This window comes from Nocardia carnea (assembly GCF_029868855.1).
Lineage (GTDB): Bacteria > Actinomycetota > Actinomycetes > Mycobacteriales > Mycobacteriaceae > Nocardia > Nocardia carnea_A.
Map to the genome: position 1 here is coordinate 1 of NZ_JARWOV010000219.1, position 26,898 is coordinate 26,898.

Sequence of the window (26,898 nt, forward strand, 5' to 3'; positions counted from 1 at the left end):
GCCGGCCCCTGGCGTCCCGCTGGGGGGTTTGCGGGTCTATCCCGACTCATTTGGGGCGGTGCGGGCGCGTGGCCGCAGCCAGACGCGCGCCGAAGGTGGTAGTCATCGCCGCGCCCTCAGCCACGCAACGCCGAATGCAGTTCCTGCAGGGAGCGCACACCGAGGCCACCGGCGATACTGGCCTCGATCCCCTGGACGGCCGCCGCGGCGCCCTGCACGGTGGTGATACAGGGAATGCTCACACCCACCGCGGCGCTGCGGATCTCGTAACCGTCCACGCGGGGTCCGGAATTGCCGTAGGGCGTATTGATGACCATATCGACTTCGCCGTCGCGGATCTGCTCCACGATGGACGCCGCCGGCACCTGGTCGTTATCGGCCGCCGGGACCGGATCGGAGTGCTTGCGCACCTCCTCGCAAGGGATCCCGTTGCGCCGCAGCATTTCCGCGGTCCCGGTGGTCGCCAGAATACGGAAGCCGAGGTCGTGCAGCCGTTTCACCGGGAACACCATCGCGCGTTTGTCGCGGTTGGCGATCGAGACGAAAACGGTGCCCTCGGTCGGCAGCGAACCGTAGGCCGCGGACTGGCTCTTGGCGAACGCCGTCCCGAAATCGGCGTCGATGCCCATCACCTCGCCGGTGGATTTCATCTCCGGCGAGAGCAGGGAATCGACCTGGCTGCCGTCCGGAGCACGGAACCGGTGGAACTGCAGCACCGCCTCTTTCACCGCGACCGGTGCGTCCATCGGGACGTGCCCGCCGTCGCCGTCGGGCAGCATGCCCTCGGCGCGCAGGTCGGCGATGGTGGCGCCCAGCATGATCCGGGCCGCCGCCTTGGCCAGCGGTACCGCGGTGGCCTTGGAGACGAACGGGACGGTGCGGCTGGCGCGCGGATTGGCCTCGAGCACATAGAGGACGTCGTCCTTGAGCGCGTACTGCACATTCAGCAGGCCTTTGACACCGATTCCCTTGGCCAGTGCGATGGTGGAGCGACGCACCGCTTCGATATCGCTGCGGCCCAGCGTGATCGGCGGAAGCGCGCAGGCCGAGTCACCGGAGTGGATACCGGCTTCCTCGATATGTTCCATGACCCCGCCGAGGAACACCTCGTCGCCGTCGCAGAGCGCGTCGACATCGATCTCGATGGCGTCCTCGAGGAAGCGGTCCACCAGCACCGGATGTTCCGGGCTGAGTTCGGTGGCGCGGGAGATGTAGCCTTCGAGCGAATCCTCGTCGTAGACGATCTCCATACCGCGGCCGCCGAGTACATACGAGGGCCGGACCAGCACGGGGTAGCCGATTTCGGCGGCGATCTTGCGGGCGTGCTCGAAAGTGGTAGCGGTGCCGTACTTGGGAGCGGGCAGCCCGGCCGCGACCAGGACGTCACCGAATTCCCCGCGGTCCTCGGCGAGGTCGATGGCAGCGGCACTGGTGCCCACCACCGGGACTCCGGCGGTGGTGAGTCGCTGCGCCAGACCCAGCGGGGTCTGGCCGCCGAGCTGCACGATCACACCTGCGACCGTGCCCGATTCGGATTCCGCGTGGTACACCTCGAGCACGTCTTCGAAGGTCAGCGGTTCGAAGTAAAGCCGGTCGGCGGTGTCGTAGTCGGTGGAGACGGTCTCCGGGTTGCAATTGACCATCACCGTTTCGTAGCCGGCGGCCGACAGCGTCTGCGCGGCGTGCACACAGGAGTAGTCGAACTCGATCCCCTGCCCGATCCGGTTCGGGCCGGACCCGAGGATGATCACCTTCTCCCGATCCGGCTGCGGGGCGACTTCGGATTCGGCTTCCGGGTCGAGCTCGTAGGCCGAGTAGTGGTACGGCGTCTTGGCCTCGAATTCGGCAGCGCAGGTATCCACGGTTTTGAACACCGGGCGCACCCCGAGCCGGTGGCGCAGCGCGCGCACTCCGCCCTCACCGGCCAGTTCCGGCCGCAGCGCGGCGATCTGCCGGTCGGACAGGCCGTGGTACTTGGCCCGGCGCAACAGCGCCTCGTCGAGCACCGCGGTATCGAGCAGTTCGCGGCGCAGATCCACCAGCCCGGCGATCTCGGCGACGAACCACGGGTCGATACCGGAGGCCTCGGCGACCGCTTCGATACTCGCCCCGAACCGCAGGGCCCGCTCCACCTGATAGATGCGGCCTTCGGTGGGGGTCCGCAGATCTGTCAGGATCGCCTCGATCGCGGCATCGATATCGGCCTGATCCGCGGAGGCCGGCGCCCACTTTCCGTCCTCGGCGGTCCAGAAACCGGTCGCCTTGGTTTCCAGCGAGCGCAGCACCTTACCGAGCGCTTCGGCGAAGTTACGCCCCAGCGACATGGCCTCGCCCACCGATTTCATGGTGGTGGTGAGGGTCGGGTCGGCACCCGGGAACTTCTCGAACGCGAACCGCGGCGCCTTGACCACCACGTAGTCGAGGGTGGGTTCGAAACAGGCCGGGGTTTCCTTGGTGATGTCGTTGACGATCTCGTCCAGCGTGTAGCCGATGGCGAGTTTCGCCGCGATCTTCGCGATCGGGAAACCGGTGGCCTTGGACGCCAGCGCCGAGGACCGCGAAACGCGGGGGTTCATCTCGATCACGATGAGCCGGCCGTCGGTGGGGTTCACCGCGAACTGGATATTGCAACCGCCGGTATCCACGCCGACCTCGCGCAGGATGGCGATACCGAGATCACGCATCTTCTGGTATTCGCGGTCTGTGAGGGTCAGGGCCGGGGCCACCGTCATCGAATCGCCGGTGTGCACGCCCATCGGGTCCACGTTCTCGATCGAGCAGACGATCACGACGTTGTCGCGGCCGTCGCGCATCAGCTCGAGCTCGTATTCCTTCCAGCCCAGGATGGATTCCTCGATGAGGACGTTCGCGGTGGGCGAGGCGGCGAGGCCACCGCCGGCGATCCGGTCGAGGTCCTCGTCGTTGTAGGCCATCCCGGAGCCGAGCCCGCCCATGGTGAACGACGGCCGCACAACCACCGGAAAGCCCAGTTCGGCGACGGTCTCCCGGACCTCGTCCATGGTGTAACAGACCTGGGAGCGCGCGCTTTCGCCGCCGACGCTCGCCACGATGTCCTTGAACTTCTGCCGGTCTTCACCGCGCTGGATGGCGTCGAAATCGGCGCCGATCAGCTCGACCCCGTACTTCGCCAGGACGCCGCGCTCGTGCAGGGCGACGGCGGTGTTCAGCGCGGTCTGCCCGCCGAGAGTGGCCAGCAGGGCGTCGGGGCGTTCCTTCTCGATGACCTTTTCGACGAATTCCGGGGTGATCGGCTCCACGTAGGTGGAATCGGCGAATTCCGGGTCGGTCATGATGGTCGCCGGGTTGGAGTTCACCAGCGAGACCCGCAGGCCCTCCGAGCGCAGTACCCGGCAGGCCTGGGTGCCCGAGTAGTCGAACTCGCACGCCTGACCGATGACGATCGGGCCCGATCCGATGACCAGAATATGTTCGAGATCGGTACGGCGAGGCATCAGGCTCCCTTCATCAGACCGGCGAACCGGTCGAACAAGTACGCGGCGTCATGGGGCCCGGCGGCCGCTTCCGGGTGGTATTGCACGGAGAAGGCGCGACCGTCCACCAGTCGCACCCCTTCCACCGTGCCGTCGTTGGCGCAGACGTGGCTGACCTCGGCCTTGCCGAACGGGGTGTCGAACTGTTCGCCGCGTTCACCTTCCAGCGCGAACCCGTGGTTCTGCGCGGTGATGGAGATGCGGCCGGTCTCGTGCTCGACGACCGGGATATTGATCCCTCGGTGCCCGAACTTCATCTTGTAGGTGCCCCGGCCGAGCGCGCGGCCCAGGATCTGGTTGCCGAAGCAGATACCGAACAGCGGCAGCCCCTTGTCCAGGATTCCCTGGGTGAGCGCGACCGCGGTATCGGCGGTGGCCGGATCGCCGGGACCGTTGGACAAGAACGCGCCGTCCGGTTTCAGTTCCAGGATCTTGTCCAGGCTCGTCGAAGACGGCACCACATGCACCCGCATACCACGCTGCGCGAACATCCGCGGAGTGTTGGATTTGATGCCGAGGTCCACCGCGACCACCGTGAACCGGGGCTCGCCCTCGGGTTCGACGGTGTAGATCTCGTCGGTGCTGACCTCACCGGCCAGGTCGGCGCCGAGCATCGACGGCTGCCCGGTGACCCTGGCGAGCAACTCCGCGGGTTCGGCGAGCGCGGAGCCGGAGAAGATACCGGCCTTCATCGATCCGCGGCTACGCAGGTGCCGCACCACCGCGCGGGTGTCGATCCCGGCGATACCGACGATGTTCTGCTGTTCCAGCTGTCCGGGCAGGGTGCCGGTGGCGCGCCAGTTGGAGTGCCTGCGGGCGGGGTCGCGCACGGCGTAGCCGGCGACCCAGATCTGTTGCGATTCGTCGTCCTCGTCGTTCCAGCCGGTGTTCCCGATCTGCGGGGCCGTGGCCACCACGATCTGCCGGTGGTAGCTCGGATCGGTGAGGGTTTCCTGATAGCCGGTCATGGCGGTGCAGAACACCGCTTCGCCGAGGGTCTGCCCGACCGCGCCGTAGGCGGTGCCGCGGAAGATCCGCCCGTCCTCGAGGACCAGGGCCGCGGCTGCTGTCGTACTCGTCATTCGTCATCTCCCGTCGTTGCCCGCGCCCAGGCCGGATACACCGATTTGTCGTCGCCCCGGAACCCGGTATCGATTTCGGTTCCGGTCGGCAGGGTCCAGCGGATCACCAGGACACCGCCTTCGGTCATCACCTTGCCCGCGTGCCCGCGTTCGGTCCGGATGGCGGTGATGGATTCCTCCGGTATCCAGATCGTGGTGGCGCCCTCGCGTTCCAGCAGTATTCCGTGCTCGTAACGGGTCAGTTCCGCTGTCGCCCGGTAGCCCAGATCGCCGACCGCTATCCGGTCCTGCCAGCTCGGCGCCATGGTGCTGCCCAGGTAGAGACCGGTAGTGGGTGCCAATACCTGCGGCCCGGTTTCGGCCGGTACCGGCGGCAGTTCGCCGATCCGGTCCTGCTGCCGGGCGGCGCGATTGCGCCAGCCCCGGTACATCAGATAGACCGCCAGCACCCACAGCAGTACGCACAGGATCACCCAGAGTGCCCGTTCCATCAGCGGCCTCCCACCGGTGTGCCGGGCGTGGCCGCAACACCGTCGCGGGCGGTGATCCGGCCGCGCAGCAGTGTGGTGGTGACCCGTCCGGGCAACGTCATCGACTGATAGGGCGTATTGCTCGCGATACTGGCGAGATGTTCGCCGTCGACCGTCCAGGCCGCGTCCGGGTCGACAAGTACGAGGTTGGCCGGTTCGCCCACTTCGATCGGCCGCCCCTGATCGTCGAGACCGACGATTTCGGCCGGCCGTTCGCTCATCACGCGCGCTACGCCGCGCCAATCCAGCAGACCCGGTCGCACCATGGTCTCCACCACGATCGACAGCGCGGTCTGCAATCCGAGCATGCCGGGACGGGCCGCCGCGAATTCGCAGCATTTGTCCTGTTCGGCATGGGGTGCGTGATCGGTGGCGACACAGTCGACGATCCCGGCGGCCAGCGCCTGCCGTAATGCCTCGGTATCCGAGCCCTCACGCAACGGTGGGTTCACCTTGTTCACGGCGTCATAGGTTTCCAGCCGGGCGTCGGTGAGCAGCAGATGATGCGGGGTGACCTCGGCGGTGACGGCGATCCCCTGCTCCTTGGCCCATTTCACCAGTTCGACCGTGCCCGCGGTCGACGCATGGCAGATATGCACCCGCGCGCCGGCGTCCCGGGCCAGCAGCGCATCCCGGGCCACGATGGATTCCTCCGCGGCCCGCGGCCAACCGGCCAGACCCAGCCGCGCGGCCGTCGGCCCCTCGTGCGCGACCGCACCGCGGGTCAGCCGCGGCTCCTCCGCGTGCTGGGCGATCAGCACATCCAGCGAACGCGCGTATTCGAGGGCCCGCCGCATGATCAGCGGATCGTGGACGCAGTGCCCGTCGTCGGAGAACATCCGGACCGCGCCGGCACCGGCGGCCATGGTGCCCATCTCCGCGAGCTGCTCGCCCGCGAGGCCGACCGTGACCGCACCCACCGGGTACACATCGACGAGCCCGACCTCCTGACCGCGCCGCCACACATGGTCGGTGATCACCTGGGAATCGGCCACCGGCGAAGTGTTGGCCATGGCGAAAACCGCGGTGTATCCGCCGAGTGCCGCGGCGGCCGATCCGGATTCGATGGTCTCGGTGTCTTCCCGGCCCGGCTCGCGCAGATGCGTATGCAGATCCACGAACCCGGGCAGCAGTACCCGGCCGTCCCCGGCGACGATTTCGGCGTCGTCCGCGCGCAGTCCGGTCCCGATCTCCCGGATCACCCCATCGGCGATCAGCACATCGACCGGGTCGCCCTCACCGTAAAGTCGTACACCGGTGATCAGAACGCTGTCGCTCACGCTGTGCTTATCGGGCGTGCGCGCGGGCCCTCCGTGGTTACGCTCCGCTGCCTCCTCCGGGCCTGACGCACTCACGCTGTGTCCATCGGGCGTGCGCGCGGGCCCTCCGTGGTTACGCTCCGCTGCCTCCTCCGGGCCTGACGCACTCACGCCGCGGCCTCCTGGACACCGACCAGCAGGCGGAACAGCACCGCCATACGCATATGGACTCCATTCGTCACCTGTTGCAATACCGCGGCGCGCGGCGAATCCGCCACCGACGACGCGATCTCCATACCGCGCAGCATCGGCCCGGGATGCAGCACCACGGCGTGCTCGTCGAGCAGCGCGACCCGCCGTTCGGACAGTCCGTAGCGCACGGCGTACTCCCGCGCCGACGGGAAGAATCCGCCGTTCATCCGTTCCGCCTGGACCCGCAGCATGAGCACCGCGTCCGCGCCGGGAAGCTCGGAATCCAGATCCACCGAGACCCGCACCGGCCAGTCCTCGACCCCCACCGGAAGGAGCGTGCGCGGTGCCACCAGCACCACTTCCGCGCCCAGTGTGGACAGCAGGAAGGCATTGGACCGCGCGACCCGGCTGTGCAGGATATCGCCGACGATCACCACCCGGCGCCCGGCGATATCGCCGAGCCGCTGCCGCAGGGTCAGCGCATCGAGCAGGGCCTGCGTGGGATGTTCGTGCATACCGTCACCGGCGTTGATCACCGCCGGGACCGCACTGCCCGACCGCCGCGACCAGTCCTCGAACCAGTGCGCGATCTGATGCGCCGCACCCGAGGCGGGATGCCGCACGATGAGGGCGTCGGCCCCGGCGGCGTGCAGGGTGAGCGCGGTATCGCGCAAGGATTCCCCCTTGGCGACCGACGAACTGCTCGCGCTGACATTGATCACATCGGCGCTCATCCACTTCCCCGCGACCTCGAACGAGACGCGTGTCCTGGTCGAGTTCTCGAAGAACACCGTCATCACCGTGCGGCCGCGCAAGGTGGGCAGTTTGTGCACTTCCCGGCCGAGTAGCGCCTGCTCGAACCGTTCCGCCTCGTCGAGCAGGGCGGTGGCGGCATCGCGGTCGAGGTCGGTCACCGTCAGCAGATGTCTCACTGTCCCTCCCCCTGATGCAGGAAGACGCCGTCGCGGCCGTCGTGTTCGCTCAGCAGCACCGAGACGTCCTCCGTGCGCGCGGTGGGCACGTTCTTACCGACGAAATCGGCGCGAATCGGCAGTTCGCGATGTCCCCGGTCGACGAGAACGGCGAGTTGGACGGCGCGTGGCCGGCCCAGATCGCGTAGCGCGTCGAGCGCGGACCGCACGGTGCGGCCGGAGAAGAGCACATCGTCGACCAGGACCACCAATGCGTCTTCCACCCCGCCCTCGGGTACCGAGGTCCGTTCCAGCGGGCGGTGCGGTTTGGTGCGCAGGTCGTCGCGGTAGAGCGTGATATCGAGCGATCCGAGCGCCGGGCGCACACCGGAGAATTCCTCGATCTTGTCGGTGAGCCGCGCGGCCAGCGTCGTCCCCCGGGTCGGGATCCCGATGAGTACCACACGCGGTGTGCCGGGGTCGCCGGAATCGAGGGCCGTGCGTTCGATGATCTGATGCGCGATCCGCGCGACGGTCCGGCCGACATCGGAGGGAGACAACAGTTCCCGTCCCGCCGCCACCCATTCCGGCGTATGCCGCTCAACGGGTGGCGCCGTCTCGGCAGCGCCGGACGTGGCGGCCCGTTCTTCGGGCACAGCCATACCGACCTCCTTCCCCGCCTCACCGGACGGTCCGTTAAAGGATGTCTTACGCCGAGCAGCCTATCAGCCCGTCGACGGCACTTTTCACCAGGTGAGGACGCTGAACCGGTTGTGAGTGCGGCCACTCACCGCCTCAGCGCCGGCCGGTGTGATCACCGTTACCCGGATCGCGCGACAATCATTCGCGGACTGCCACCACATGGCCGACGGCCGGGTCACCTCCTATGGCATCCGGCCGACCGTAGGGTGCGACGAGATCGTCCCAGGCGCGAAACGTCGTCCTCCAGCCGTGCGTGGCGAACCACGACTCGGCGTCGGGCCCCAGTCCGTTCACCGGTGGCTCCTCCGGTGCCTCCCGGACCAGTTCGCGCAATGCGCGGTACTGCGGTGCGGCCGCGTCGACCTGGAACCGACCGATCCCGAACCTGCTCCCCGGTGCCGAGAGCCGGGTCACCTTCTCGGCCACCGCATAAGCCGACGTGCGCGGGATATAGCCGAGCACACCCTCGTCGACCCAGGCGGTCGGCAGATCGGCGCGGAAACCCTGGTCGAGCAGGACCCGCTCCCAGTCGCCGCACAGATCAGCGGCGACCGTGTGACGAGCACAGACCGGATGCGCCCGGTGGGCGGCCAGGACCGGTTCCTTGAAGTCGAAGAGTTCGGGAAGGTCCACCTCGAAGAACACGGTTTCGTGCGGGAGGTCGAGACGGAAAGCCCGGGTGTCCAGACCTGCCCCGAGCAGGACGATCTGCGGACACTGCACCCCGGCTGCCTCCTGGACGTGCTCGTCCACGGCTTTGACCGCGAGCGTGCGGCCTTCGTAGAACTGCTCGGCCAGTGTTTCCAGGCGCGCCCAGCGGGCGTCGTCGAATCCCGGCCGGGCAGCGGCGACGAAGACCTCGGCCAATGGATCCGCATACAGCCGGTCGGGCCGTGCGGACTCCCGGACCCGGATCAGCGCGACCCCGAGTGCGGTCATCGCGACTCCGGCGGTCGGGATCGGTGCGGATGTTCCGGTCATCGGCGACCCTCCTCCATTACTTACTTGTCGCCCGGCTAGTTAACCATGCTGCCGACTCTGCCGCCCGAATTCCGGCCGCTTCGATCGGCCGATGGGTATCGACGCCGCGGTCCCATTAGGCTCCTGCGGCAGACCGTCGAGCACTAAGACTCTCGGGCCCCACGCGGACCGTCGAATACGAGGAGACACTGTTGGCCGGCCGGCGCAGCGATACCCGCGACCGCATCCGCGCGGTGGCGATGGAACTGTTCTCCGAACAGGGCTACGAGAAGACCTCGCTGCGTCAGATCGCCGAACATCTCGGCGTCACCAAAGCCGCGCTGTATTACCACTTCCGGACGAAGGAAGATATCGTCGCCAGCGTCTCCGACGATGTCCGGCGCGGTATCGACGAATTGATCACCTGGGCCGAGGCCACCCCACCCGGCCCCGCCCGCACCACGGAGATCCTCGACCGCTACGGAGCCCTGCTGCACAGCACCGGCCGGGACATGGTGCGGTTCATGCACGAAAACCAGCCCGCTTTCCGGGAATTGGGTTTCGGTGCGAGCCTGCGCTATCAGTTCCGGGTGATCGCCGATCTGATGACCGAACCCGAGCGCGCCCCCCTGGACGTCTTCCATGCCCGGCAGGCACTGCTGGCGATCAGCTGGAGCACCGCGATGATGGGCGATCTCCCGCTGTCGGACGACGAATGCTTTCAGGCGGCTGTCGCTGTCGCCCAGGATATTCTGCGCAGGAACTGATTCCACGATCCACACTCGGCCCGGCTCCTGCACATACAGCGGCGCTACCTCGCCGAGAGCGCGGTCGACGCTCGCCGACACCGTCACTACCACGGCAATCACCCCGGCCGGTCCGAACGGCGCGAGCGTACCGGCGCCGCGAACGGAAACACTCCGGGGGAACAGGCATACGAAACCGCCGGACTGTCCAGCAGTGACACCGCCCGCCGGTCCGGGACAGCGCCCCGGCCGGCTGTTCGATCGTCGCCCCGAGCAGCCCGGCCGACAACAACGGAAATCGGCTACACCACCGACCCAATCGAACATACGTTCGCATATCGTCTATGCTGGATCCATGCCGGCACCCTTTCAGGCATCGCTGCTCGACGGCTTCGGCGCGATCGAACTCGAACCGCTGACGAATATCCACCGGACGCAGCTGACCGACGGCGCATGGGTCGACCTGCGGCCCGGCTGGCTACGCGGCGCCGATGAACTCTTCGACCGCCTCGTCACGGAGGTTCCGTGGCGCGAGGAACAACGGCCGATGTACGACCGCGTCGTCGACGTACCGAGGCTGCTGTGTTTCTACGGCGAATCCACACCTCTACCCGACCCGATCCTCGCCCAGGCACGCGATGCGTTGAGCGAGCACTACCGCACCGAACTCGGCGAACCGTTCCGGACGGCGGGGCTGTGCTACTACCGCGACGGCCGCGACAGTGTTGCCTGGCACGGCGACACCCTGGGCCGCGGTGCCGTACAGGACACCATGGTCGCCATCCTCACGCTCGGGGCGCCACGCCCACTCCTGCTACGACCCCGCACCGGTGGCCCCAGCCTGCGGTTCCGGCCGGGCCACGGCGACCTGTTCGTCATGGGCGGCTCGTGCCAGCGCACCTGGGAACATGCCGTACCGAAATCGCGGCGGGCAACCGGACCCCGGATCAGTATCCAGTTCCGCCCGCGCGGGGTACGGTGATCCGCTCTCCCCGCCCGGACAGGGCAGGAAGACCGCGGCGGCGAATTTCCGCGGCACGGGACCAGATTCGGGATTGGAGAGACTCGGCCGACCGCGACCGCGCACCGGCCGTTCCACAGAGCTCCGCCCGCGCTTGCCGTGCTGCCCCGACCATGCGACGGTACTGCCGGAATATCTGCACCTCGCCGTCGACACCTTCGTCGAGATACGTGTAATCCATATCCGCGCAGGAACAGTCACCCAACCGCGCGATACCCACGGCCCAATCGCGCAGCCATTCGGCGGAGCCCGCAAGGACGAGCATGCGGCCGTATCGATCGACTCGGCATCGGCCCCGCGGCGGCGCCCAGTGCTCGGCAGCGCCGGCGAACAACCTTTCCCGCCATGCCGCCACCTCGGACACCGCGGGATCGAGCCCGAAGGTCTGCCAGCGCACCGTACCGTCCGGCCGATCGCGTAGCGGCAGCCTGCGACTCAATGCCGCAGCCGACCGGCGCGTGAACACCGTACGGTCGGTGGGCACCAGGACGATCGGATCGGCAGGGGCACCGTCGAACGGGTTCGGATCCAAGTGCCGCGTATCGATCACCACCAACGTGCCGGACCGCCGCTGATACGACAGCCCCCACAGCAACCGGGCCAGCACCCGGGCGCCGCGCCAGTCCGACAAAATATGCCAGGTGTCGTGGAACCGGTTGGTGGAGAACCGGAAATCGGTACCGGGACGCAGGGTGATCACGGTGTGCACCCGCCCGTCGAGCACCATGACACGCCGATGCAGCTTCAGCTGGTCATCGGTGGCCGCGACCCGGCGCGGCCGGCTGTTCCGCGCGGTCATACCACCTCCAGAGCACCTCGCGTACGTGGCCCAGAAAAGCACGAACAGCCTGGGCCGGCAACGGCTTTTCGGTGGCCTCCGTGCCACTACGGAGCGCGCAGCACCGACCCCACCAGTTCCCGGACCGCCGCCAGCAGACGATCGACATCTCCGGCGCGAGACAGGTCGGGCACGGTCGCGCCGGCCAGACCGTCCAGCAGTAACCGGCCGACAACCTCGGCATCCAGATCCGGCCGCGCCTCGGCGAGCAAGGTCGTGATGTGCTTTCGCCAGAACAGGTGGAATTCCTCCGTACGCGGATGCGGGGGTTCGGTCCGGTAGATCACCATCAGTTCCAGGTTGTCGATCACCATCCAGGCCATGGCCTCGAAAAAGGCGAGTAGCCGTTCGGGTGCGGGGGCTCCCGGCCCCAGCGGAGGCGGGCCGTCGGTCACCCGCGCCATCAGCGTCAGCGCACTTTCGGCCACCATCTCGTGCAGTAGCCCGGCCCTGTTGCCGAAGCGGTGAAAGATGGTGCCTTTACCCACCCCCGCAGCCGCCGCGACCCGATCCATGGTCACGGCTTCGGCACCGTGTTCGGCGAGGAGAGCGGCGGTCGCGTCGAGGATGGCGCGCCGATTGCGCGCCGCGTCCGCACGTTCCTTCGGGGCCATGACACCGCCTTCGTTGACAACTTGACCAACGGTCCATATCGTTGCGAGGGCAAAACTGGACCGTTAGTCAAGTTAGGGAATACCAATGCAGGCAATCGTAATGACAGGTATCGGCGGACCGGAGGTCCTGGTCGCCCGGGAGGTGCCGAAACCACAACCCGCAGCGGGCGAGGTACTGATCCGGGCCGAAGCGATTCCGGTCCTGTACCCGGAAACCATGTTGCGCTCCGGCTCGGTGCCCATGCCCGCGCCGCCGCCCGTCGTCTTCGGGTTCCAGGCAGCAGGTGAGGTCGTCGCCGTGGGCGATGGCGTGGAACCGGCCCTGCTCGGTCGCCGCGTCACCGCCGAAACCGACGGAACCGGCGGGTACGCCGAATTCGTCCGCGCGCGAACCACCACGCTGACCCCCATACCCGACGGGGTTGCCACCGCGGACGCGGCAGCGGCGGTGATGAGCGGTTCGGTCGCCCTGACATTGCTGGACGCGGCGGCACTCACCGGGACGGAGACCGTACTGGTGGAAGTCGGGGCAACCGGGGTGGGCAGCTATCTCGTACAGCTGGCCCGGGAATTCGGCGCGGCCCGGGTGATCGCCACAGCGGGCAATCCGGCCAAGATCGCCCGCGCCCGCGAGCTGGGTGCCGATCAGGTGATCGACCACAGCAGCCCGCGCTGGCCCGAGGAGTTGCGCGACAATCTCACCGACACCGTCGATATCGTCTTCGATTCCTTCGGTGGCGACTCGGCCACAACACTGCTCGACACCATGACACCCGGCTCCGGCCGGATGCTCGGCTACGGCTGGCTCTCCGGCGCACCCGCCCAGGTCACGGCGGGCGATCTGATCGCCCGCGGCCTGACTTTCCTCGGCTGTGCCGGGCCGGCCTGGCTGGAACGGGTGGGGCAGGCCCGCTCCGCGATCCTCTCGCGGCTCCCGGCGCTCACCCCGCCGGTCGAGACGATATTGCGACTCGATCAGGCAGCCGAAGCACATGAACTGCTCGAATCGCGGATTCCCCTCGGCAAGGTGATCCTGTCGCCGGACGCGTTTGCGCGCTGATCACCTCAGCGGCGCAGCACGAAGAAATAGGGCGCGGGCAGCCCGCGCATATCCATCACACCGAGCAAGGTCTCGTCGTCGACCCGCCGGAAATGGTCGATGATGGGCAGATGGTCGTAGACCATGGCGGCACTCACCACACCCCGATATTCGATATCGCGTAGCCGCGCCGTCGGCTTCCGGGTACGCAACAGCGGAGCCAGCGTGCGCAACCTGTTCCGCACGGGCCGCAGCCAGTGCGCCGGTATCTTCCCGGCCAGCGATAACGGAACCCGGCGCGGATCCACTGCGAACACGGTGCCACGCTCGTCGGTGAACAGCAGCGGGTGCACCTCATCAGCGGCGTCGAATTGTTTACCGTACCAACCGGATTCGGTCAGAGTGCCGTCCATCGGATGGCCGGTGGGCAATTCGCCGCCGCGCCAGCGGCCGGTCGTCACCTCGGCCACCGGCGCCGCCGGCAGGCTGTCGAAGATTTCCCAGGCCTGCGTGACGGTGCAACCGCCGACCGGCAGAATGGTGGCCTTCTCGGTCATCGTCCGCACTCCTCGATATCAGGGACGTTGCGAGAAATAGCCTATCGTTCTCTCACTCCGGGCCGACGACCGGTCAGCCGGTGATCTCCCATTCGTACACCGTCAGCCCGGCGGCGCCGGTGGTGTGCAGTGGGTCGGTGAACACCACCGCCTCGGCGGCCGCGCGAGATTCCGCGAGCACGATGTAGGCGCCTCCGGTGCCGTCGGTGAACGGCCCGCTTTCCTGCAACATGCCCCGGGTGCGGAGCTCCCCCAAGAACTGCCGGTGCGGTTCGCCGACCGCCGGGTCGTACGCGGGGGTCCGAAACGCCAGAACCAGGTATTTGCGCACGTCAGTCATCTGTTTCCGGTTCGGCCGACCGGGTCGCGGAGGCGGCGGCGCGGATCTGCGGCGCCACCAGTACCACCTGGCCCAGCACCCCGTTGACGAATCCGGGGGAATCGTCGGTGGACAACTCCTTGGCCAACTCCACCGCCTCGTCCACCGCGACGATCGGCGGAACGTCGGTGGCATACAACAGTTCCCATACGGCCACACGCAGGATCGCCCGGTCCACCGCGGGCAGCCGGGACAGTGTCCAGTCGTGCAGATAGGACTCGATGGTGCCGTCGACCCGGTCGAGCTCCTCGGCGATACCGTCGACCAGGGTGCGGGTGTAGGCGTGGACCGGAGCCACCGCCTGATCCCGCGCCGCGAGCTCGATCCGCTCATCGGCCAGATCTGACGGGTCGATATCGCGGGCCTCGGCCTCGAACAGCAGGTCCACCGCGCGGCGCCGGGCCTTGTGGCGGGCGCCGAGTTTCTTGTAGGCGGACTTCTTGTCCGCGGGCTGGTCGGCCACGGTCAGGAGTTGACTCGGCCCAGGTAGCTGCCGTCGCGGGTGTCGATACGGAGTTTGTCACCGGTGTTGATGAACAGCGGGACCTGGACCTCGGCGCCGGTCTCCACGGTGGCCGGTTTGGTACCGCCGGTGGAGCGATCACCCTGCAGGCCGATATCGGTATGGGTGACCTCGAGCTCCGCGGTGACCGGCAGTTCCACGTACAGCGGCGCGCCCTCGTGCATGGCGACCTGTACGGTCATGTTCTCCAGCAGGAAGCGAGCCTGTTCACCGATGGTCGGCTCGGCGATGGAGAGCTGGTCGAAGGTTTCGCCGTCCATGAACACGTAGTCCGAACCGTCGTGGTACAGGTAGGTCATATCCCGGCGGTCGACGGTGGCGGTTTCCACCTTCACACCGGCGTTGAAGGTCTTGTCGACGATCTTGCCGGACAGCACGTTCTTCAGTTTGGTTCGCACGAAGGCAGGACCTTTACCCGGCTTGACGTGCTGGAATTCGACGATCTGCTGGAGATTACCGTCGATCTTCAGCACGAGGCCGTTCTTGAAGTCGCTGGTGTCCGCCACTGTGTTCGGGTCTCCTCGGTTCTCGGGCGACCGGCGTCATCCGACGACGGTCAGGTCTTTGCTGGTGTTGGTGAGCAGTTCGGGGCCCCCTTCGCGCACCACGAGCGTGTCCTCGATCCGGACCCCGCCGCGGCCGGGAAAGTACACACCTGGTTCGACGGTCACCGCCACGCCAGACAGCAGTGTACCCGTGCCCGTTTTCGCGATGCCGGGCGCTTCGTGGATACGCAGCCCCACCCCGTGCCCCAATCCGTGCACGAACAACGAACCGTGCCCGGCCGCGGCGATCACCTCCCGGGCGGCGGCGTCGACATCGGCACACGGGATACCGGGTCGTAACGCTTCGCGGCCGGCACGCTGCGCGGCATACACCAGGTCGTAGACCTCGCGTTGCCAGTCCTCGGGTTCACCGAGCACGAAGGTGCGGGTCATATCGGAGTGGTAGCCGTCCACGACAGCGCCGAAATCCAGCTTCACGAAATCGCCGTGGGCCAGTACGGCGTCGGTGGGCCGATGATGCGGAATCGCGGAATTCGCCCCGGCGGCGACGATGGTCTCGAAGGCGATCCCGGCGGCGCCACGTTCGAACATGGCCCATTCGAGATCCCGGGCGACCTGACGTTCGGTGCGCCCCGGCCGGAGTCTCCCGGTCTCCAGCAGCGCGGCCAGCGCCTCGTCGCCGACCGTGCAGGCCGCACGCAAACGGTCCACCTCGTAGTCGTCCTTGACCATGCGCAACTGCTCCGTCAGCCCCGGAGTGGCGACGAAATCGAGTCCCGTTGCGAGCTCGACGAGACCGCGGTGCTGATCAACGGTGACGATATGACTTTCGTAGCCCAATCGGCCGAACTGCCACTCTCCGGCCAGTTCCACGACCCGCCGGGCGACCGCGCGGGCGATCTCGGCCCGCAGATCGGGAACCTGCTCGGCCACCTGGGTGTCGTAGCGGCCGTCCGTGGCGATCACGGTGCGATCCTCCGCACCTGCCGCATCCCACGAATGCACCAGCAGCGCGGCGTTGGAACCGGTGAAGCCCGTCAGGTAGCGGATGTTCACCAGGTCGGTGACCAGTAGGCCGTCGATCTCGTTCTCGACCAGCAGGTTGCGCAGCAGGCCCCGCCGCGCGGCGTAATCGGGCCGCTCCTGGGTACCACGGCCGGAATCAGCAGACATGGGACAAAAGTACCGCCGACCCCCACGCGCCACACAGGCCCGGCCGGAGCGATCTCGGCGAACACGATCCGGAAGACACCGTATTCACAGTGCGCGACCGCGGCTTCGGTTGTCCACAGATTGCCGTGGAGCCGCCCGCCGGGCCGATATCACCGGAATCGTGAACGGTGTGACGGCACTCTTTTTCTTCGTTCTGACCGGCTGGTGCGGGTTGCTGGCCGGCTTCGATATCCGAACCCGGCGACTGCCGAATCCGCTCACCGTTACGGGGTCGCTGGGCGTGCTGGCGTACGCGGCATCGGCCGGGCACCTGGGCGCCGCGCTCCGCGGCGCGGCGCTGCTGGCCGTTCCTTATCTGGTTGTGCATCTACTACGGCCCGCGGCGCTGGGTGCCGGGGATGTGAAACTCGCGGTGGGACTCGGCGCCGCGGCCGCGCTCGGTGGTGCGCAGGTCTGGATCTGGTCGGCTCTCGCGGCACCGCTGTTCACTGCCGCGGCCGCGACCGGACTGGTGCTCGGGCACCGCATCACCGCACCGCGGTTCCGCAACGCCCGGACGCCCGGATGCCTACCTGTTCCGGCACATGCGCGCTCCCCCGGCGGCCCGATCGCCGCCGTACCACACGGGCCCTCCATGTGTGCCGCGACACTTCTGGGCCTGGCCCTGTGGTGATCATCCGGCAATCCGATACAGCCGCGCGCGGCAGCCCCGATGAACACCGCCGACCGCCTGCCCCGGGCGCGGCGCCGACATGGGAAGATGGTCGGCGTGCTGCGCTGGATAACTGCTGGAGAATCCCACGGACCCGCTCTCGTCGCCCTTCTGGAAGGAATGGTCGCCGGAGTCGAGGTGACCTCGACGGAGATCTCTGCACAGCTGGCGCGCCGCCGGCTCGGTTACGGTCGCGGCGCCCGCATGAAGTTCGAGGCCGACAAGGTCACCGTGATCGGCGGCGTCCGGCACGGGCGCACCATGGGCGGTCCGGTCGCCATCGAGGTCGCCAATTCGGAATGGCCCAAATGGACCATCGTGATGTCGGCCGATCCGGTGGACGAGGCGGAACTCGCCGATCTCGCCCGCAACACGCCGCTCACCCGGCCCCGCCCGGGCCACGCCGACTATTCGGGGATGCTGAAATACGGTTTCGAGGACGCCCGCCCGGTGCTGGAACGGGCCAGCGCCCGGGAAACCGCGGCCCGGGTCGCGGCCGGCACGGTGGCGCGGGCATTCCTGCGCCAGGCGCTCGGGGTCGAGGTGATTTCGCACGTGGTCGCCATCGGCACCGCGGCGAACACCACCGGGGTGGTGCCCACCGCGGGCGATCTGGCCGCGATCGATGAAAGCCCGGTGCGGGCCTTCGATACCGCCGCCGAGGCGGCCATGATCGCCGAGATCGAGGCCGCGAAGAAGGACGGCGACACCCTGGGCGGGGTCGTCGAGGTGGTCGTCGACGGGCTGCCGATCGGCTTGGGCTCGTTCACCAGCGGGGAGAACCGGCTGGATTCGCGGCTCGCGGCCGCGCTCATGGGAATCCAGGCCATCAAGGGTGTCGAGGTCGGCGACGGTTTCGAGACGGCGCGCCGCCGGGGCAGCCAGGCTCACGACGAGATGCGGCCGGGTCCCGACGGTGTGCTGCGCTCGACCAACCGCGCGGGCGGTCTCGAGGGCGGGATGACCAACGGCGAGGCGCTGCGGGTGCGGGCGGCGATGAAACCCATTTCCACCGTGCCGCGCGCGCTGTCCACCGTCGATATGGCCACCGGTGCAGAAGCCTCGGCGATCCACCAGCGCTCCGATGTCTGCGCGGTTCCGGCGGCCGGGGTCGTGGCCGAATCCATGGTCGCGCTGGTGGTGGCCCAGGCGGTACTGGAGAAGTTCGGCGGAGATTCGATCGCCGAAACGGTGAGCAACCTCGACGGCTACGTGAAGCGGATCAGCGCTCGCCCGCACCTGAGCCCGGGCGAACACGTCGCCGACCCGGCGTAATGTCCGCGCACACCGATCCGCACGGCCCGCGGGTGGTGCTGATCGGGCCGCCGGGCGCGGGTAAGACGACGATCGGCCGCAAACTCGCCCGCGAACTGGGCGTGGAACTCTACGACACCGACGCCGGTATCGAGGAGGCCGCCGGACGCAGCATCCCCGAGATCTTCGCCGCCGACGGCGAACCCGCTTTCCGCCGCCTCGAAGAAGAGGTGGTGAGCCGGGCGCTGCACACCCGACGAGGTGTCGTCTCCCTCGGTGGTGGCGCGGTGCTGTCCGAAAGCACCCGGGCCCTGCTGCGGGAGTGCACGGTGGTGTATCTGGAGATCAGTATCGCCGAGGGCTTGCGCCGCACCGGTGCCACGAACACCCGGCCGCTGCTCGGCGGTGCCGATCCGGGCGCGAAATACCGGGAGCTCATGCGCCTGCGGCGACCGCTCTATCGTGAAGTCGCCTCGGTGCGGGTACGCACCGACGGGCGCAGTCCGGGCCGGGTCGTCCGCGCGATCATGGGCAAGCTCGGCCTCGAACCGGTTCATCCCGAAACAGCGGAGACCGGGCTCCCCGCCGGCACGACCCCGCAGCGTACAAGCCGGTCGCGGGCACGGCGCCGCGCCCGGGCACGGGCCCGGCGGGCGGCCGCCGCACAGCAGAAGACAGCCGGGACCTCCCCCGTGCACACCGCGACGGAGGACGCCGTAACGGAGAACAACGCCGGGCGGGCGGAGCCGGCGGAAGGCAAGGGTTCGGATACGCCCGGCACACCGGCGGGCCGGACCGAATCCACCGATACCGGTCTGCGCACGCCCGGCCGCTCCCGGCGGGCGCGGGCCAGACGCGCGCGGGCCCGCAGGCAACAACGTGAACAGGCCGAGCACACCCATACCGAGCAGGCAAAGACAGGAACGGAGCAGCCCAGGTGACAGAACCGACGCGTATCGAGGTCCGCACCGCACAGCCCTATCCGGTGATCATCGGCCGCGGTTTGCTCGGTGATCTCGTCGAGACCGTGACCGGCGCCGGCGGGGTGCGCACCGTCGCCCTCTTCCATCAGCCGTCACTGGTCGAAACCGCCGAGGTGGTGCGCGCGTCGCTGGCCGAGGCCGGGCTGGACGCACATCGGATCGAGATTCCCGACGCGGAGGCGGGCAAGGAACTCGCGGTCGCCGGATTCTGCTGGGAGGTGCTCGGCCGGATCGGCCTGACCCGCAGCGATGTGGTGATCAGCCTCGGCGGCGGTGCGGCCACCGATCTCGCCGGTTTCGTCGCGGCGACGTGGATGCGCGGGGTGAAGATCGTACATGTGCCCACCACCCTGCTGGCGATGGTGGATGCCGCGGTGGGCGGTAAGACAGGGATCAACACCGAGGCCGGTAAGAACCTGGTGGGCTGCTTCCATGAACCGTCGGCCGTTCTGGTCGATCTGGTGACCCTGGAAACGGTGCCGCGCAACGAGATCGTCGCCGGTATGGCCGAGATCATCAAAGCCGGTTTCATCGCCGATCCGGTGATCCTCGATCTGATCGAACGCGATCCGCAGGCCGCGCTCGACCCGACCGGCGAGGTGCTGCCGGAGCTGATCCGGCGCGCCGTCGCGGTCAAGGCGGAGGTGGTCGCCGCCGACCTCAAGGAATCGGCCCTGCGGGAAATTCTCAACTACGGCCACACCCTCGGCCATGCCATCGAACGCCGGGAACGCTACCGCTGGCGCCACGGTGCGGCGGTAGCGGTCGGCCTGGTCTTCGCCGCCGAATTGGGCAGGTTGGCCGGTCGCCTCGACGATGCCACCGCCGACCGCCATCGCCGCATTCTGGAAAGCGTGGGCCTGCCCACCACCTACGATCCGGATGCCTTGCCCCAGCTGTTGGAGGGTATGCAGACCGATAAGAAGACCCGCTCTGGGGTGCTGCGGTTCGTCGTGCTGGATGGGCTGGCCAAACCGGGCCGGCTCGAGGGCCCGGATCCCGCACTGCTCGCCGCCGCGTACTCGGCGGTCGCCGGGTCCGGGTCCAGTGGTGGCAGCGCAATCCTGCTCTGAGACCGGCAGATTACGGGACAGACCGGAGGCGTGCGGCTGCGCCGGCTGTCGCGAACGCCTATGTGGTCGGACTCTTCCAGCCCGGCGACCGGTCGGTCTCAGGCCGCTGAGCCGGCCGGCCGGAATCCCGCGGTATCGGCCGTCCCGCCTCGTCCTCCGCGCGCCCGCTTCCGGCCCACGGCCACACCGACAAGGGCTGGGACGAAGATCAGCAACACGATGAATGCGGAGGCGGCGGTCGCCTCGAAGAGCAGGCCGGCGTCGCCGAGATCGACCCGCGGAACGAAGTCCAGCAGCCAGGACACGAGACCGCAGCCGATACCGCCGGCCACCGCCGCCTGCAGCCACAGGATCGTCAGATCGGCGCCGCGTTCCGGGTTGGGGTTGGCGCGCCGGTCGGCCCGGCCGTCCGCCATGCCCCACGCGACCGCGGCCCCGATCAACACCACCAGGCAGAGCAGCCGCAGCCACACCCCATAGGTCGGGACGAACCCCATCGCGAACCCGAGGAGTACTCGCAGCACGACGGCCAGTCCGCCGAGCGCCAGTGCCCGCAACAACCACGCAGTCATGCCGATCACCATAACCCGCTCGAGCACAAAGCTAGAACCGGTTGCAGAATATCGGTGGCAAACGGCGGCCCACCGGGCGATCAGCCCAGGTCGGACACCGCTGCCGCCATCGCCGCCCGCGGGGCGGGTTTACCGGTGAACTGCTCGACCTGCCCGTAGGCCTGTTCCAGCAACATCTGCAGGCCACCGATCACGGTGTGACCGGCCGCCGCCACCGCTTCCGCCAGCGGTGTCGGCCACGGGTCGTACAGGACATCGAGTACCACGGGCGCCGCCGCCACCGCGCCGGCGACACCGGCCGCCGCCTGATACGGGACAGTGCTGACCACCGCGCCGGCCGCCGCGCAGCGGCGCGCCAGCTCGGGTGAATCGAAGCCGATCACTTCGGTATCCGCACCGAGTTGCGCGGCGAGTTCGCGCGCACCCGCTGCCCGGCCCGCGTCCCGCGCCACGACGGTGACCCGCCGGGCACCGAGTCCGGTCAGCGCCAGCAGCGCCGGCCTGGCGGTTCCGCCGGCGCCGAGAACCACCGCTTCGGACAACTCGGTCACACCGCCGCCCCGCAGCGCGCCCAGCACACCGTCCACGTCGGTGCAGTCCGCACGCCACCCCGACTCGGTCCGGACCAGGGTGTTGGCCGACCCGACGAGCACCGCTCGTTCGGTGCGTTCGTTCGCGTATGCCAGCGCGGCTTCCTTGCCCGGCATGGTCACCGACAGGCCGATCCAGTCCGGGCCGAATCCGTCCACCAGCCGCGGCAGCTCGGCCGCGGTGCATTCGATCCGGTCGTAGGACCAGTCCAGACCGAGCGCCCGGTAGGCGGCCAGATGCAACTGCGGAGAGCGGGAATGGGTGATGGGACTGCCGAGTACCGCCGCCCGCCGCCGACCGGCCACGGCCGATCCGGAGCCCACTGTCGCGCCGGTGCCCTCCGTTGCCGAATGCACCGGCGACCCGATACCCGGGCCGGTTTCAGCGCCCACTGTCGAGAATCCCGCTTTCCATTGCCAATTCGATGTTCTCCAGATGCTCGCCGTAGCTCTTGGTGAACAACGTGGTGCCTTCCTTGTCCACCGTGACGAAGTACAGCCAGTCACCCGGCTCGGGTTTCTCCATCGCCTCCAGCGCCCCGATCGAGGGAGCGGCGATCGGGGTGGCGGGCAGCCCGGCCATGGCATAGGTGTTCCACGGGGTGGTCTGCGCGCGATCGGCGTCGGTCGTGGCGACCTCGGTTTTGTCGAGCGCGTAGTTGACCGTGGAGTCGAACTGCAACGGCTGGCCGATATCGAGCCGGTTCACGATCACCCGGGCCACCTTGCTCATATCCTGCGGCAGCGCTTCACGTTCCACCAGGGAGGCCCCGATCAGCGTTTCGTAGGGACTCAGCCCGTTGGCGCTCCCGGATTCGAGCAGCCCGGTGGACTCGTAGCTCGCCGCACTTTCGCTGACCAGTTTCCGCAGGATCTCCTGAGCGGTGCTGTTGGGGTCGAAATCCCAGCTCCCCGCGGCGATCAAACCCTCGAGCTGACGTCGCCGGTCGGGTACCTTCCGGACGGCATCCATCGCCCATTCCGGCACCCCGAGGGCGGCCAGATCGGTACCGGCGCCGGCCTCTTCGAGTTGTTCGTAGGTGACGCATCGGCGTTCGGCGTCGCCGCCGACACAACTGGCGGCGGCGATCTTGGTGTAGATGCCTTCCTTGCGCGCGCCGGTGTTCACGTCGTGCTGATCGTGCAACTGCCGGCCTTCGGAGATGACCAGATTGCCCACGCGAGCCTCCGGGGATACCAGCGCCGCGACGGCGTCGCGGCCCGGGCTCCGCTCGGGAATGGCGTAGTAACCGGGCTGTACCGAACTCATACCGTCGTTCTGTACCGCCGCCTCGTAGAAGGCGGCCGAACTGGCCACCACACCGGCCTCCGCCATGGCGGTGGCTATCTCGGTGGCCGTATCGCCGGCCGCGACATGGACGACCACCGGTGCGCCACCCGGCCCGGCGAAATCCTCCGGCGGGGTGTAGCGATTGACGAGTTTGTACACACCGGCACCGAGTATCAGGACGAGCACGACCGCGGCGGCCGCCCACAGCAGCTTCCGGCGGCCCCCGCCCTGTTGCTCACGGGCCCGGCGGGCGGCGGCCCGGCCACCACGTCGGGGCGCCGGCCGGGCACCGGCGCGGGTGCGCGCCCGGGACCGCGGTCGCGGCTCGGGCTCGGCGGCGTCGTAATCGTCCTCGTCGTCGATGTACTCGTCCTCGTCGACGTAGCGGGGAATGACCGCGGTGTCGTCGTCCTCGTAGGGGTCCCAGCCGGCGTCCGGCTCATCGTCCCATTCGGGATCGTCGGCTACCGGCGTGGCGGCCGACCGGCGGGATCTCTCCCAGGCCTTGTCGTCGCGACGATATCGCCGCTCGGCCTCACGCTGCCGGAACCGCGCTTCCGCCTGCGCCCACCGATCCGTCATTCATCGTCTCCGAACAACGCGGTCCGTTCCGCGTCCTCGGCCGACCTCATCATCGAACTCCGTTCGTCCAACCAGCTCTGCAGGATCGAAACGGCAGCCGCCTGGTCGATCACCTGCCGCTGTCCGCGTGCTCGGACACCGCTGTCCCGCAGAGCGCGTGCAGCAGACACCGTAGTCAAACGTTCGTCGGAAAGGCGGATCGGCACTTCGGGCAGCGAGTCGCGCAACTTTCCGGCGAACTCGACGGCCAGCCGTGCCGCGGTCCCGCTTTCGCCGCGCAGTGTGCGCGGCAGCCCGACGATGATCTCCACCGCCTCGTATTCGGCCGCGATCGCGGCGATCCGCGCGATATCCGCGCCGGTGGCCTGTTTTCCACCGGCGGCGGCACCTCCGGGATTGCGTCCGGACCGGCGGCCCGGTGAACCGGCCCGGGGCACGGTCTCCACCGGGGTGGCGAGAACGCCGTCGGGATCACTGGCCGCCACCCCGATCCGGACGCTGCCCACGTCGATACCCAGCCGCCGGCCGCGGCCGGGGTCGGAATCGGGGTGCGGCCGGTCGACCGGGGTATCCGCGCCGGAAGCAGCCGCCATCAGCCGGCGTGTGCGCCGATATGGTCCCGGACCGCCGCCAGGCCCGCCTCGATACCCGAGGGGTCCGAACCCGCGCCCTGGGCCATCTCGGGCTTACCGCCACCGCGGCCGGAGATACTCGGACCGAAGACACCGACCAGCGCGCCGGCGGCGAAACCGAGTTCCTGGGCCGCCTTGTTCACGGTGACGACGAACGGCACCTTGCCCTCGTTATTTCCGAGCAACACCACAATGGCGGGGGTGGAGCCCAGCCGGCCGCGGATATCGGTGGCCAGGGTACGCAGATCGCCGGCCGCGACGCCCTCCGGCGCGGCCGCGGCCACCAGCAGTACTTCACCGATCCGCTGCGCCGCATCGGCATACGAACCGGCGGAGGACAGCACCGCCGCGACCTTGGTCCGCTCGAGTTCCTTCTCGGCGACCTTCAGCCGGTCCACAAGTTGTTCCACCCGTCCCGGAACTTCGTCGGAGGGCACCTTCAGCATGGAGGCGACACCGGCCAGCAGCGCCCGCTCCTTCGCCAGGTGCCGGTAGGAGTCCAGCCCGACGAACGCCTCCACACGGCGCACACCCGAACCGACCGACGACTCCCCGAGCACTGTGATCGGACCGATCTGCGAGGAATGCCCCACATGCGTGCCACCGCACAGCTCCATGGAGAACGGTCCGCCCATCTCCACCACCCGCACCCGGTCACCATAGTTCTCGCCGAACAGGGCCAGCGCCCCCATTTCGCGTGCCTTCGGCAGCTCGGTGACGAAGGTGTTCACCGGATAGTCGGCACCGACACCGTCGTTGGACACCGCTTCGATATCGGCCTTCTGCTGTTCGGAGAGCTGGCCCTGCCAGTTGAAATCGAACCGCAGATAGCCGGGCTTGTTCATCGAACCGGCCTGCACCGCGTTGGGGCCGAGTACCTGCCGCAGCGCGGCGTGGACCATATGGGTACCGGAATGGCCCTGGGTGGCACCGCGCCGCCAGGCAGGATCCACCTGAGCGAGCACCACATCGCCCTCGGTGATCTGGCCCTGCTCCACCGTGCACCGGTGTACCCAGAGCTTCTTCGCGATCTTCTGCACATCGTTGACGGTGAGTTTGGTACCCGCGGCGGTGATCGTGCCCCGATCGGCGATCTGACCGCCCGCTTCGGCGTAGAGCGGGCTGCGGTCCAGGATCACCTCGATATCGGTACCGGCGACCGCGGTCGGCACCCGGACACCGTCGCCGATGAGCGCGAGTACCCGCGCCTCGGAGGTGAGCTCGTCGAATCCGGTGAACTCGGTATCACCCCGGTCGACCAGTTCCTTGTAGACGGACAGGTCGGCATGGGCGTGCTTCCGGGCATGCGCGTCTTCCTTGGCCCGCTGCCGCTGTTCGGCCATCAGCGACCGGAAGCCCGCCTCGTCCACGGACAGCCCGGCTTCGGACGCCATCTCGAGGGTGAGGTCGATCGGGAAACCGTAGGTGTCGTGCAGGGTGAAGGCGTCGGCACCGGAGATCCTGCCGGTCTTACCGGCCGGAGTGGCAGCCTTGACTTCCTCGACGGTTTCGTCGAACAGCCGCGACCCGGTGGCCAGCGTCTTACGGAATGCCGTCTCCTCCCCGACCGCGACGGTTTCGATTCGCGCGAAATCGGTGGCCAGTTCGGGATAGGACGGAGCCATCAGCTCGCTCACCACCCGCATGAACTGGCTCATCACCGGTTGTTCGGCGCCCAGCAACCGGGCCGAGCGCACGATCCGGCGCAGCAGTCGCCGCAGCACGTAACCGCGGCCGTCGTTGCCCGGGTTGACACCGTCGGCAATCAGCATCGCGGAGGTGCGCGCATGGTCGGCGATGACCCGGAAGCGCACATCGTCGGCGTGTTCGACACCGTAGGACCGGCCCGTGAGCTCCTCGGCCTTGTCGATGATCGGGCGAAGCAGATCGGTTTCGTAGACGTTGTCCACGCCCTGGAGCAGCAGCGCGATGCGCTCGATACCCATTCCGGTGTCGATATTCTTCTTCGGCAGCACGCCCACCGGCGGATGCCCGAGTTTGGGGCTCTGCTCACCACGGATGTCCTGCATGAAGACCAGGTTCCAGATCTCCAGGTAGCGGTCCTCGTCGGCGACCGGCCCGCCGTCGCGCCCGTATTCGGGGCCACGGTCGTAGTAGATCTCGGAGCAGGGCCCACCGGGACCGGGCACACCCATATCCCAGTAGTTGTCCTTGCCGTCGCGGAACTGGATCCGCTCGTCGGGGATACCGGCCACCTTGCGCCACAGTTCGGCGGCCTCCGGATCGGCCTCGTACGCGGTGACCCAGATGCGTTCGGGATCGAACCCGTAACCGCCGTCCTCCTGGGATTTGGTGATCAGTTCCCAGGCGAAGCGGATCGCGCCTTCCTTGAAGTAATCGCCGAAGGAGAAATTGCCGGCCATCTGGAAGAAGGTGTTGTGCCGCGTGGTGACGCCGACTTCCTCGATATCACCGGTGCGCACGCATTTCTGCACACTGGTCGCGCGCGGATACGGCGGCGTCTGCTGACCGAGGAAATACGGTTTGAACTGCACCATGCCCGCGTTCACGAACAGCAGGTTCGGGTCGTCGAGAATCAGCGATGCACTGGGCACCTCCGTATGCCCGGCACGAACGAAATGGTCCAGGAATCGCCGTCTGATCTCGTGGGTCTGCACAGATATCCAGCCTACCGGGGCGGTGC

General features: G+C 68.2%; 25 protein-coding genes and 1 pseudogene. 7 read left to right on the plus strand and 19 right to left on the minus strand.

Annotated features, from left to right (window positions below):
- Nucleotides 1-116: 116 nt before the first annotated feature.
- From carB to QH195_RS21175, 7 genes are all read right to left on the minus strand, one after another.
- Nucleotides 117-3,473 carry a carbamoyl-phosphate synthase large subunit gene (carB, locus tag QH195_RS21145; protein WP_280436710.1) on the minus strand — a complete coding sequence of 1,119 codons (3,357 nt, stop codon included), beginning with the start codon at nt 3,471-3,473 and terminating at the stop codon, nt 117-119.
- Nucleotides 3,473-4,594: a glutamine-hydrolyzing carbamoyl-phosphate synthase small subunit gene (gene carA, locus QH195_RS21150; RefSeq protein ID WP_280436711.1), complete on the minus strand. Its 1,122-nt coding sequence runs from the start codon at nt 4,592-4,594 to the stop codon at nt 3,473-3,475. The genes carB and carA overlap by 1 nt, the downstream gene beginning before the upstream one ends.
- Nucleotides 4,591-5,085: a transporter gene (locus tag QH195_RS21155; RefSeq protein ID WP_280436712.1), complete on the minus strand. Its 495-nt coding sequence runs from the start codon at nt 5,083-5,085 to the stop codon at nt 4,591-4,593. The genes carA and QH195_RS21155 overlap by 4 nt, the downstream gene beginning before the upstream one ends.
- Nucleotides 5,085-6,404 (minus strand): dihydroorotase, encoded by a 1,320-nt coding sequence (locus tag QH195_RS21160; RefSeq protein ID WP_280436713.1) that lies wholly within the window; start codon nt 6,402-6,404, stop codon nt 5,085-5,087. The genes QH195_RS21155 and QH195_RS21160 overlap by 1 nt, the downstream gene beginning before the upstream one ends.
- Before the next feature lie 146 nt (nt 6,405-6,550).
- Nucleotides 6,551-7,507, minus strand: coding sequence for an aspartate carbamoyltransferase catalytic subunit (locus QH195_RS21165; protein WP_280436714.1), 957 nt, complete (start codon nt 7,505-7,507; stop codon nt 6,551-6,553).
- Nucleotides 7,504-8,148 carry a bifunctional pyr operon transcriptional regulator/uracil phosphoribosyltransferase PyrR gene (gene pyrR, locus QH195_RS21170; protein ID WP_280423490.1) on the minus strand — a complete coding sequence of 215 codons (645 nt, stop codon included), beginning with the start codon at nt 8,146-8,148 and terminating at the stop codon, nt 7,504-7,506. The genes QH195_RS21165 and pyrR overlap by 4 nt, the downstream gene beginning before the upstream one ends.
- 178 nt (nt 8,149-8,326) lie before the next feature.
- Complete coding sequence (locus QH195_RS21175) at nt 8,327-9,169, minus strand: SAM-dependent methyltransferase (protein WP_280436715.1); 843 nt, start codon at nt 9,167-9,169, stop codon at nt 8,327-8,329.
- A gap of 191 nt (nt 9,170-9,360) precedes the next feature.
- Here QH195_RS21175 and QH195_RS21180 point away from each other — a divergent pair, with 191 nt between their 5' ends.
- Complete coding sequence (locus tag QH195_RS21180; protein ID WP_280436716.1) at nt 9,361-9,915, plus strand: TetR/AcrR family transcriptional regulator; 555 nt, start codon at nt 9,361-9,363, stop codon at nt 9,913-9,915.
- Nucleotides 9,916-10,249: 334 nt separating this feature from the next.
- On the plus strand, nt 10,250-10,876 hold the full coding sequence (locus QH195_RS21185; protein ID WP_280436717.1) for an alpha-ketoglutarate-dependent dioxygenase AlkB family protein: 627 nt from the start codon (nt 10,250-10,252) through the stop codon (nt 10,874-10,876).
- On the opposite strand, the gene QH195_RS21190 is transcribed toward QH195_RS21185, so the two are convergent.
- A complete protein-coding gene (locus tag QH195_RS21190) occupies nt 10,842-11,714 on the minus strand; it encodes a hypothetical protein (protein WP_280436718.1) in 873 nt (290 codons plus the stop codon). The genes QH195_RS21185 and QH195_RS21190 overlap by 35 nt on opposite strands.
- Before the next feature lie 86 nt (nt 11,715-11,800).
- A complete protein-coding gene (locus QH195_RS21195; protein ID WP_280436719.1) occupies nt 11,801-12,367 on the minus strand; it encodes a TetR/AcrR family transcriptional regulator in 567 nt (188 codons plus the stop codon).
- 85 nt (nt 12,368-12,452) lie between these two features.
- On the opposite strand from QH195_RS21195, the gene QH195_RS21200 reads away from it, so the two are divergent.
- Nucleotides 12,453-13,427, plus strand: coding sequence for a quinone oxidoreductase family protein (locus tag QH195_RS21200; protein ID WP_280436720.1), 975 nt, complete (start codon nt 12,453-12,455; stop codon nt 13,425-13,427).
- A 5-nt stretch (nt 13,428-13,432) separates the two neighbouring features.
- Here the strand turns inward: QH195_RS21200 and QH195_RS21205 are convergent, their stop codons facing one another.
- The 5 genes from QH195_RS21205 to QH195_RS21225 form a co-directional block, all read right to left on the minus strand.
- Entirely contained in the window at nt 13,433-13,963 is a 531-nt protein-coding gene (locus QH195_RS21205; protein ID WP_280423483.1) for a DUF4334 domain-containing protein, read from the minus strand.
- A gap of 73 nt (nt 13,964-14,036) precedes the next feature.
- Nucleotides 14,037-14,303, minus strand: coding sequence for a YciI family protein (locus QH195_RS21210; RefSeq protein WP_280436721.1), 267 nt, complete (start codon nt 14,301-14,303; stop codon nt 14,037-14,039).
- On the minus strand, nt 14,296-14,805 hold the full coding sequence (gene nusB, locus QH195_RS21215) for a transcription antitermination factor NusB (protein WP_280423481.1): 510 nt from the start codon (nt 14,803-14,805) through the stop codon (nt 14,296-14,298). Before nusB ends, QH195_RS21210 begins: the two co-directional genes overlap by 8 nt.
- 2 nt (nt 14,806-14,807) lie before the next feature.
- Nucleotides 14,808-15,371, minus strand: coding sequence for an elongation factor P (gene efp, locus QH195_RS21220; protein ID WP_033241602.1), 564 nt, complete (start codon nt 15,369-15,371; stop codon nt 14,808-14,810).
- A 36-nt stretch (nt 15,372-15,407) separates the two neighbouring features.
- A complete protein-coding gene (locus tag QH195_RS21225) occupies nt 15,408-16,544 on the minus strand; it encodes a M24 family metallopeptidase (RefSeq protein ID WP_280423480.1) in 1,137 nt (378 codons plus the stop codon).
- A 169-nt stretch (nt 16,545-16,713) separates the two neighbouring features.
- Between QH195_RS21225 and QH195_RS21230 the strand changes: the two genes are divergently transcribed.
- From QH195_RS21230 to aroB, 4 genes and pseudogenes are all read left to right on the plus strand, one after another.
- On the plus strand, nt 16,714-17,217 hold the full coding sequence (locus tag QH195_RS21230; RefSeq protein ID WP_280436722.1) for a prepilin peptidase: 504 nt from the start codon (nt 16,714-16,716) through the stop codon (nt 17,215-17,217).
- An 87-nt stretch (nt 17,218-17,304) separates the two neighbouring features.
- Nucleotides 17,305-18,531, plus strand: coding sequence for a chorismate synthase (gene aroC / locus QH195_RS21235; RefSeq protein WP_280436737.1), 1,227 nt, complete (start codon nt 17,305-17,307; stop codon nt 18,529-18,531).
- Nucleotides 18,531-19,049, plus strand: a pseudogene (locus QH195_RS21240) (shikimate kinase); the annotation flags it as partial. The gene aroC and the pseudogene QH195_RS21240, both read left to right, overlap by 1 nt.
- Before the next feature lie 398 nt (nt 19,050-19,447).
- Nucleotides 19,448-20,566: a 3-dehydroquinate synthase gene (aroB, locus tag QH195_RS21245; protein ID WP_280423478.1), complete on the plus strand. Its 1,119-nt coding sequence runs from the start codon at nt 19,448-19,450 to the stop codon at nt 20,564-20,566.
- 98 nt (nt 20,567-20,664) lie between these two features.
- Here aroB and QH195_RS21250 read toward each other — a convergent pair whose 3' ends face one another.
- The 5 genes from QH195_RS21250 to alaS form a co-directional block, all read right to left on the minus strand.
- Complete coding sequence (locus QH195_RS21250) at nt 20,665-21,138, minus strand: B-4DMT family transporter (protein ID WP_280436723.1); 474 nt, start codon at nt 21,136-21,138, stop codon at nt 20,665-20,667.
- Between the two features lie 80 nt (nt 21,139-21,218).
- Entirely contained in the window at nt 21,219-22,034 is an 816-nt protein-coding gene (locus QH195_RS21255; protein ID WP_280436738.1) for a shikimate dehydrogenase, read from the minus strand.
- Between the two features lie 76 nt (nt 22,035-22,110).
- Entirely contained in the window at nt 22,111-23,601 is a 1,491-nt protein-coding gene (mltG, locus tag QH195_RS21260; RefSeq protein WP_280436724.1) for an endolytic transglycosylase MltG, read from the minus strand.
- On the minus strand, nt 23,598-24,194 hold the full coding sequence (gene ruvX / locus QH195_RS21265) for a Holliday junction resolvase RuvX (protein WP_280425230.1): 597 nt from the start codon (nt 24,192-24,194) through the stop codon (nt 23,598-23,600). Before ruvX ends, mltG begins: the two co-directional genes overlap by 4 nt.
- Complete coding sequence (gene alaS, locus QH195_RS21270; protein WP_280436725.1) at nt 24,194-26,872, minus strand: alanine--tRNA ligase; 2,679 nt, start codon at nt 26,870-26,872, stop codon at nt 24,194-24,196. Before alaS ends, ruvX begins: the two co-directional genes overlap by 1 nt.
- Nucleotides 26,873-26,898 lie beyond the last annotated feature (26 nt).